This window comes from Methylibium sp. T29-B, assembly GCF_000576225.1.
GTDB lineage: Bacteria > Pseudomonadota > Gammaproteobacteria > Burkholderiales > Burkholderiaceae_C > Methylibium > Methylibium petroleiphilum.
Window position 1 is genome coordinate 1 of record NZ_AZSN01000182.1, and the last position, 6,590, is coordinate 6,590.

The following is a 6,590-nucleotide window of genomic DNA, read 5'->3' on the forward strand; positions in this document are numbered from 1 at the left end:
ACGTCGCCCGGTGACCCGGCCGCTGCCGGTCCGTCGACCGCGCGCCGCACGGCCTGAGCGTCGGGCGATCGCTGCGTTCACCACGAGCACTCCTCGCGGCTCAGCCGCCGGGGGCCGGCAGCGCTGCCGCCTGCACGGCCGGCAGCCCGCCGAGAAAGAGGTCGGCCACGATCGGCGCCAGCGCGGCATGGTCGAGCGGGCCTTCGGGCTTCACCCAGGTGAACATCCAGTTCACCATGCCGAACAGCAGCATCGTCAGCGGCTTGGCCATCGCGGCCTCCTTCAGGTCCGGTCGCAACGCCACCACCGCCGCGGCGAACGACGCCACCACCTGCCGCTCCTTGCCGAGGATGCGTTCGCGGTCGCCCTCTTCCAGGAACTTCACGTCCTCGGTGAGCACGCGGTGCGCGTCCTGCGCCCCGGCGTACTCGCCCACCAGGCGGGCGATCAACTCGCGCAGCCGCGGTTCGGGCGCCAGCGTCGCGTCGGCGTCCACCTCTTCGACCAGCCCCTGCAGCCGCGAGACATGTCCTTCGGCGATGCTGACCAGCAGCGCGTACTTGTCGCGGTAGTAGTGGTACAGCGTGGCCTTCGAGACCCCGCAGGCCTCGGCCACCTGGTTCATCGTGGTGGCCGGGTAGCCGCGCCGCGCGAACAGGCGTGCCGCGTGCTCCAGGATCAGGTCGAGCTGGTCTGCATATCCGGGCAGGCGGCCGCGGGCCATCGGGTGTCCTCGTCTCAGCGTTCGTCGAAGGAGAGCACCACGCGGTCGGTCAGCGGGTGCGCCTGGCAGGTGAGGACGAAGCCGGCGGCCACCTCCTTCCTGTCCAGCGCGAAGTTTCGCTCCATGCGGACCTGCCCCTCGATCAGCTTCGCCCGGCAGGTGCCGCAGACGCCGGACGTGCACGAGAACGGCACCTCGAGCCCGGCCGCCGAGGCCGCGTCGAGCAGGCTGGGTTGTCCCTTGGTGAACGAGATCTCGCGCCGCAGGCCGTCGCGGATGATCGTGACCTTCGCCTGCTCGGCGTCGCCGGGCCGGGCCTCGTGGACCACCGCGTCGGCCGTGCCGCCGGCTGGCTGCGCGACGCCGAAGCGTTCGATGTGGATGCGGTCCTCCGGCACGCCGGCCGCCCGCAGCGCCGCCTCGGCCTCGTCGTTCATCTGGAACGGGCCGCAGACATAGGCGTGGGCGATGCCGGCGGCCGGTACCAGGACGGACAGGAACTTGCCGATCTTGTGGCGGTTCATCACGCCGCGGTTCAGCGGCGCGTCGGTGTGCTCGTCGGAGAACACGTGGTGCAGCACCAGCCGCGTCAGGTAGCGGTTCTTCAGGTCCTCGAGCTCCTCCTTGAACATCGTCGAGTTCAGCAGCCGGTTGCCGTAGATCAGCGTGAAGCGGCTGTGCGGCTCGCGCGCCAGCACCGTCTTCATGATCGACAGGATGGGCGTGATGCCGCTGCCGCCGGCGATGCCCAGGTGGTGGCGCTTCGACGCCGGATCGAGCGGCACGAAGAAGCGGCCCTGCGGCGCCATGACCTGGACCACGTCGCCGGTGCGCAGGTGCTCGTTGATCCAGTTCGAGAACACGCCGCCGCGCACCTTGCGCACGCCCACGCGCAATTGACCGTCGTCGACGCCAGCGCAGATGGAGTAGGAGCGGCGCAGGTCCTGGCCTTCGATCTCCTTGCGCAGCGTGAGGTACTGGCCCTGCGTGAAGCCGAACACCTCGCGCAGCGCAGGCGGCACGTCGAACGTCACCACCACGGCCTCGGCCGTGTCGGGCTCGATGGCACGCACGCGCAACGGATGGAAAAGCAGGCTCATGAAACAGTGCGATCAGAGCGGCTTGAAGTGCTCGAACGGCTCGCGGCAGCTCAGGCAGCGGTACAGCGCCTTGCAGGCGGTCGACCCGAAGGCCGACAGCCGCTCGGTCTGGCGGCTGCCGCAGCGCGGGCAGGCCAGGGGCGCCGGTCTGCCGCGGCCGAAGAAGCGGATCGGCGCCGCACCGTCCGGTCGGACGGACGGCCCCGGCGGTGCGATGCCGTAGGCGGCGAGCTTGCGGCGGCCGGCCTCGCTGATCCAGTCGGTGGTCCAGGCCGGCGCGCGCTGCAGCGTCACGCGGGCGGGCCCCAGGCCGGCATCGTCGATCGCGGCCCGCACCTGCTGCTCGATCACCTCGGTGGCCGGACAGCCCGAGTAGGTGGGCGTCAGCACGATCTCCAGGCCCGCACCCTCGGCGCGGACTGCCCGCACGATGCCGAGATCGCAGATCGACAGCGCCGGCACCTCGGGATCGAGCACCTCGTCCAGTGCCGCCCACGCCTGCTCGCAACGCACGGCGTCGTCACGGTCGACCGCCTCGCGCGCCGTCGTCACCGCGTTCACCACGCACCTCCCGGGTAGGCCCGCTGCAGGTACTGCATCTCGGCGAGCAGGTAGCCCATGTGCTCGCTGTGCACGCCGCGGCTGCCGGTACTCGTATAGCCGCCGGTTGCCGGCAATGCCAGGCCGGCTTCGGCGAACACGGCCGCCATCTCGGCAAGCCAGGGCTCGCGCAGGTCGGCGCGACGCGGGCCGAGCCCGGCCTGGCGGGCGTGTTCGTCGACCGCGTCGGACTCGAACAGCTCGGGGGTGTAGCGCCAGGCCTGTGCCAGCGCCGCCTCGATGCGGCGGCGCGATTCGTCGGTGCCGTCGGCGAGCCGCACCACCCAGTCGATCGCGTGCTGCTGGTGGTAGCGCACCTCCTTGACCGCCTTGCCGGCGATCGCGGCCACCTCGATGTCGCCGGAATCGCACAACCGCTCCCACAGCAGCCGCGCCCAGCCGGCGACGAACAGGTTGCGCAGCACAGTGAACGCGAAGTCGCCGCGTGGCAGTTCCACCAAAGTGAGGTTGAAGTAGTCGCGCTCGTCGCGCAGGAAGGCGAGCTGGTCCTCGTCGTGGCCACGGCCCTCGAGCTCGCCGGCCCGCGTGAGCAGCGCGCGCGACTGGCCCACCAGGTCGAGCGCCATGTTGGTCAGCGCGATGTCCTCCTCAAGGATGGGCGCATGGCCGCACCACTCGCCGAGCCGCTGCGCCAGGATCAGCGTCGTGTCGGCGATGCGCAGCAGGTACTGCACCGCGGGATCGCGCCGGAGTTCGATGGATTGCGTCATGCCGGCCTCGGTTCACATGTGATCGACCGACTTCGGCAGCGCGTAGAAGGTCGGGTGGCGGTAGACCTTGTCCTCCATCGGGTCGAAATAGGCGCCCTTCTCGGCCGGGTCGCTGGCGGTGATCTGGTCCGAACGCACCACCCAGAGGCTGGTCCCTTCCTGACGGCGCGTGTAGACGTCGCGCGCGAGCTGGATCGCCATCTTCGCGTCGGTGGCGTGCAGGCTGCCGCAGTGCTTGTGGTCCAGGCCGGCCTTGCTGCGCACGAAGACCTCCCACAGCGGCCATTCGGTGTCGGTGCTCATGCGACCTCCTCCTTCGGTGCCTGCTTGCGTGCATGCGCCAGCGCGGCCTCGCGCACCCAGGCGCCCTCCTCCCAGGCCTGCACGCGGGCGGCGAGGCGCTCGCGGTTGCAGGGCCCGTCGCCGGCGAGCACGCGCTTGAACTCGCTCCAGTCGATCGGCCCGTGGTCCCAGTGCTCGCGCTCGGCGTTCCACCGCAGCGCCGGATCGGGCAGCGTGACGCCCAGCACCTGGGCCTGCTCCACCGCGGCGTCGATGAACTTCTGCCGCAGCTCGTCGTTGCTGACGCGCTTGATGCCCCAGCGCATCGACTGCGCCGAGTTCGGCGACTGGTCGTCCGGCGGGCCGAACATCATGATCGACGGCCACCACCAGCGGTTCACCGCGCCCTGCACCATCGCCCGTTGCGCGTCGCTGCCCTGCTGCATCATCGTCAGCAGGGCCTCGTAGCCCTGGCGCTGGTGGAAGCTCTCCTCGCGGCAGATGCGCACCATCGCGCGCGCATACGGCGCATAGGAGCAACGGCAGATCGGCACCTGGTTCATGATCGCCGCGCCGTCGACCAGCCAGCCGATCGTGCCCACGTCGGCCCAGGTCAGCGTGGGGTAGTTGAAGATCGAGCTGTACTTGGCCCGGCCGCTGTGCAGTGCCTCGAGCAGCTGGTCGCGCGATGTGCCCAGCGTCTCGGCCGCGGCATAGAGGTAGAGGCCGTGGCCGCCCTCGTCCTGCACCTTGGCCAGCAGGATCGCCTTGCGCTTGAGCGTGGGCGCGCGACCGATCCAGTTCCCCTCGGGCAGCATGCCGACGATCTCGGAATGCGCGTGCTGGCTGATCTGGCGCACCAGCGTGCGACGGTAGTGCTCGGGCATCCAGTCCTTGGCCTCGATGAACTCGCCGGCATCGATGCGCTCGTCGAAGCGCTGCTGGAGCCGCGCCTCCTCGACCGAGCGGACCGCCGGGCGCTCGTCCTTCGGCGCGCTGTCCATGGCTTGCGTGTACATGGTGCGGGTTCCTTACTTGGGTCGCCTGTCGATCACGCGGCGGGCCTTGCCGACCAGCGTGCGTTCGATCGAATCGGGCAGGCCGACGCTGACCGTCGTGTTCACGCCGATCAGCGTCTTGATGCGCTGCTGCAGCCGCGCACCGAGGGCAACGCGGTCGACCCCCGCATGCGCCGGCTGCACCTCGCAGCGCACCTCCACCTCGTCGAGCAGGCCCTCGCGCGTGACCACCAGCTGGTACTGCCCCGACAGCGGGCCTTCCTGCAGCACCAGCTCCTCGATCTGCGTCGGGAACAGGTTGACGCCGCGGATGATCAGCATGTCGTCGCTGCGTCCGACGATCTTGCTCATGCGGCGGAACGAACGCGCTGTCGGCGGCAGCAACCGCGTCAGGTCGCGCGTGCGGTAGCGGACGATGGGCAGCGCCTCCTTGGTCAGCGAGGTGAAGACCAGTTCGCCCTCGGCGCCATCGGGCAGCACCTCGCCGGTCTCGGGGTCGATGATCTCCGGGTAGAAATGGTCTTCCCAGATCACCGGCCCGTCCTTGGATTCGATGCACTCGTTGGCGACGCCCGGGCCCATGACCTCGGACAGGCCGTAGATGTCGACCGCGTCCAGGCCGGCCCGGCCCTCGATCTCCTGGCGCATCGCCTCGGTCCAGGGTTCGGCGCCGAAGATGCCGACCTTCAGCGAGCTCTCGCGCGGGTCCAGGCCCTGGCGCACGAACTCCTCGATGATCACCTGCATGTAGCTGGGCGTGACCATGATGATGTCGGGCCGGAAGTCGCACAGCAGCTGCACCTGCTTCTCGGTCTGTCCGCCCGACATCGGGATGACGGTGCAGCCGACCCGCTCGGCGCCGTAGTGCGCACCGAGGCCGCCGGTGAACAGCCCGTAGCCGTAGGACACGTGGACGAGATCGCCCGGGCGCCCGCCGGAGGCGCGGATCGAGCGTGCCACCAGCTCGGCCCAGGTGTCGATGTCCTTCAGCGTGTAGCCCACCACCGTCGGCTTGCCGGTGGTGCCGGACGACGCATGGAGGCGGGCCACCTGCTCGCGCGGCACCGCGAACATGCCGAACGGGTAGTTGTCGCGCAGATCCTTCTTGGCGGTGAACGGGAACCTGGAGAGGTCGGCGAGCTGCTTCAGGTCGTCGGGGTGCACGCCCTGAACGTCGAACGCGCGCCGGTAGTGCGGCACCCGGTCGTAGGCGTGGCGCAGGGTCGCACGCAGGCGCTGCAGCTGCAGCGCCGAGATCTCGTCGCGGCTGGCGGTCTCGATCGCCTCGAGGTCGCCGGGGGCGGGGCGTTTCACGGGCATGACGGTCTCCTCGTTCAGCGGCCGGCGGACGCCACCGCGGGCTTCCCGCGCATCGCGTAGGAGCGGCCGCGGAACACCGCGAGGCATTCGCCGCGCTGGTTGTGGACGGTCGCGTCGTAGACGCCGGTGCGGCCGGCGCGCGACACCTCGGTGCAGCGCGCCTCCAGCAGGTCGCCGAGCTGCCCGGGGGCGAGGAAGTCGATCGCGAAGCCCGAGGCCACGGTCAGCTCGTTGCCGGCGTTGCACGCGAAGGCGAAGGCGGAGTCGGCCAGCGTCGCGATGAGGCCGCCGTGGCACATGCCGTGGCCGTTGAGCATGTCATCGCGCACGCGCATCGTCAGCACGGCGCGGCCCGGACCGATCTCCGTGACCTGCATGCCCAGGGCCTGCGAGGCGCGGTCGCCGGCCCACAGGCCGTCGCGCACCTGCTCGGCGAGGCGCTGCGCGGAAGCGGGTTCGTCGTTCATGGCGGGGCTCCGGGTCCGGGGGGCGTGATGGTCGGCGTGTTCAGCGGTCGGTGTAGCGCGGCGCGCGCTTGCCGAGGAAGGCGCTCACGCCCTCGAGGTAGTCGTTCGCATGCCCGTGCACGCGCTGCAGCTGCTGTTCGCGCTGCAGCGCGGTGTCGAAGTCGAGCGTCTGGGCGGCGTCGATCGCCTCGCGCGTGGCCACCAGCGCACGCGTCGGCATCGCGGCCAGGCGTTCGGCCAGCGCCTGGGTCTCGGCGGGCAGCGCTTCGTCGTCGACGCACTGCCAGATCAGGCCGAGCCGCTCGGCCTCGGCGGCCGGCAGCTTGTCGCCCAGCAGCGCCAGGCCG

At 70.6% G+C, this 6,590-nt stretch carries 9 protein-coding genes; all 9 read right to left on the reverse strand.

Annotated features, from left to right (window positions below):
• Positions 1-100 precede the first annotated feature (100 nt).
• The gene (locus Y694_RS18830) at positions 101-724 is read right to left on the reverse strand and encodes a TetR/AcrR family transcriptional regulator (protein ID WP_036235292.1); all 624 of its coding nucleotides are present in this window, start codon (positions 722-724) and stop codon (positions 101-103) included.
• A 14-nt stretch (positions 725-738) separates the two neighbouring features.
• On the reverse strand, positions 739-1,824 hold the full coding sequence (gene paaE / locus Y694_RS18835) for a 1,2-phenylacetyl-CoA epoxidase subunit PaaE (RefSeq protein WP_036235294.1): 1,086 nt from the start codon (positions 1,822-1,824) through the stop codon (positions 739-741).
• 12 nt (positions 1,825-1,836) lie between these two features.
• Positions 1,837-2,385, reverse strand: coding sequence for a 1,2-phenylacetyl-CoA epoxidase subunit PaaD (paaD, locus tag Y694_RS18840; protein ID WP_409072495.1), 549 nt, complete (start codon positions 2,383-2,385; stop codon positions 1,837-1,839).
• The gene (paaC, locus tag Y694_RS18845) at positions 2,382-3,155 is read right to left on the reverse strand and encodes a 1,2-phenylacetyl-CoA epoxidase subunit PaaC (protein ID WP_036235295.1); all 774 of its coding nucleotides are present in this window, start codon (positions 3,153-3,155) and stop codon (positions 2,382-2,384) included. Before paaC ends, paaD begins: the two co-directional genes overlap by 4 nt.
• A gap of 12 nt (positions 3,156-3,167) precedes the next feature.
• Positions 3,168-3,458 (reverse strand): 1,2-phenylacetyl-CoA epoxidase subunit PaaB, encoded by a 291-nt coding sequence (gene paaB, locus Y694_RS18850; protein WP_036235297.1) that lies wholly within the window; start codon positions 3,456-3,458, stop codon positions 3,168-3,170.
• A complete protein-coding gene (gene paaA / locus Y694_RS18855; protein WP_036235299.1) occupies positions 3,455-4,456 on the reverse strand; it encodes a 1,2-phenylacetyl-CoA epoxidase subunit PaaA in 1,002 nt (333 codons plus the stop codon). Before paaA ends, paaB begins: the two co-directional genes overlap by 4 nt.
• 12 nt (positions 4,457-4,468) lie before the next feature.
• Positions 4,469-5,776, reverse strand: coding sequence for a phenylacetate--CoA ligase PaaK (gene paaK / locus Y694_RS18860; protein ID WP_036235301.1), 1,308 nt, complete (start codon positions 5,774-5,776; stop codon positions 4,469-4,471).
• Between the two features lie 14 nt (positions 5,777-5,790).
• Positions 5,791-6,243 carry a hydroxyphenylacetyl-CoA thioesterase PaaI gene (paaI, locus tag Y694_RS18865; RefSeq protein WP_036235303.1) on the reverse strand — a complete coding sequence of 151 codons (453 nt, stop codon included), beginning with the start codon at positions 6,241-6,243 and terminating at the stop codon, positions 5,791-5,793.
• Positions 6,244-6,283: 40 nt separating this feature from the next.
• Positions 6,284-6,590 (reverse strand): enoyl-CoA hydratase-related protein (locus tag Y694_RS18870; protein WP_036235305.1); only part of this gene is annotated, 307 nt, incomplete at its 5' end.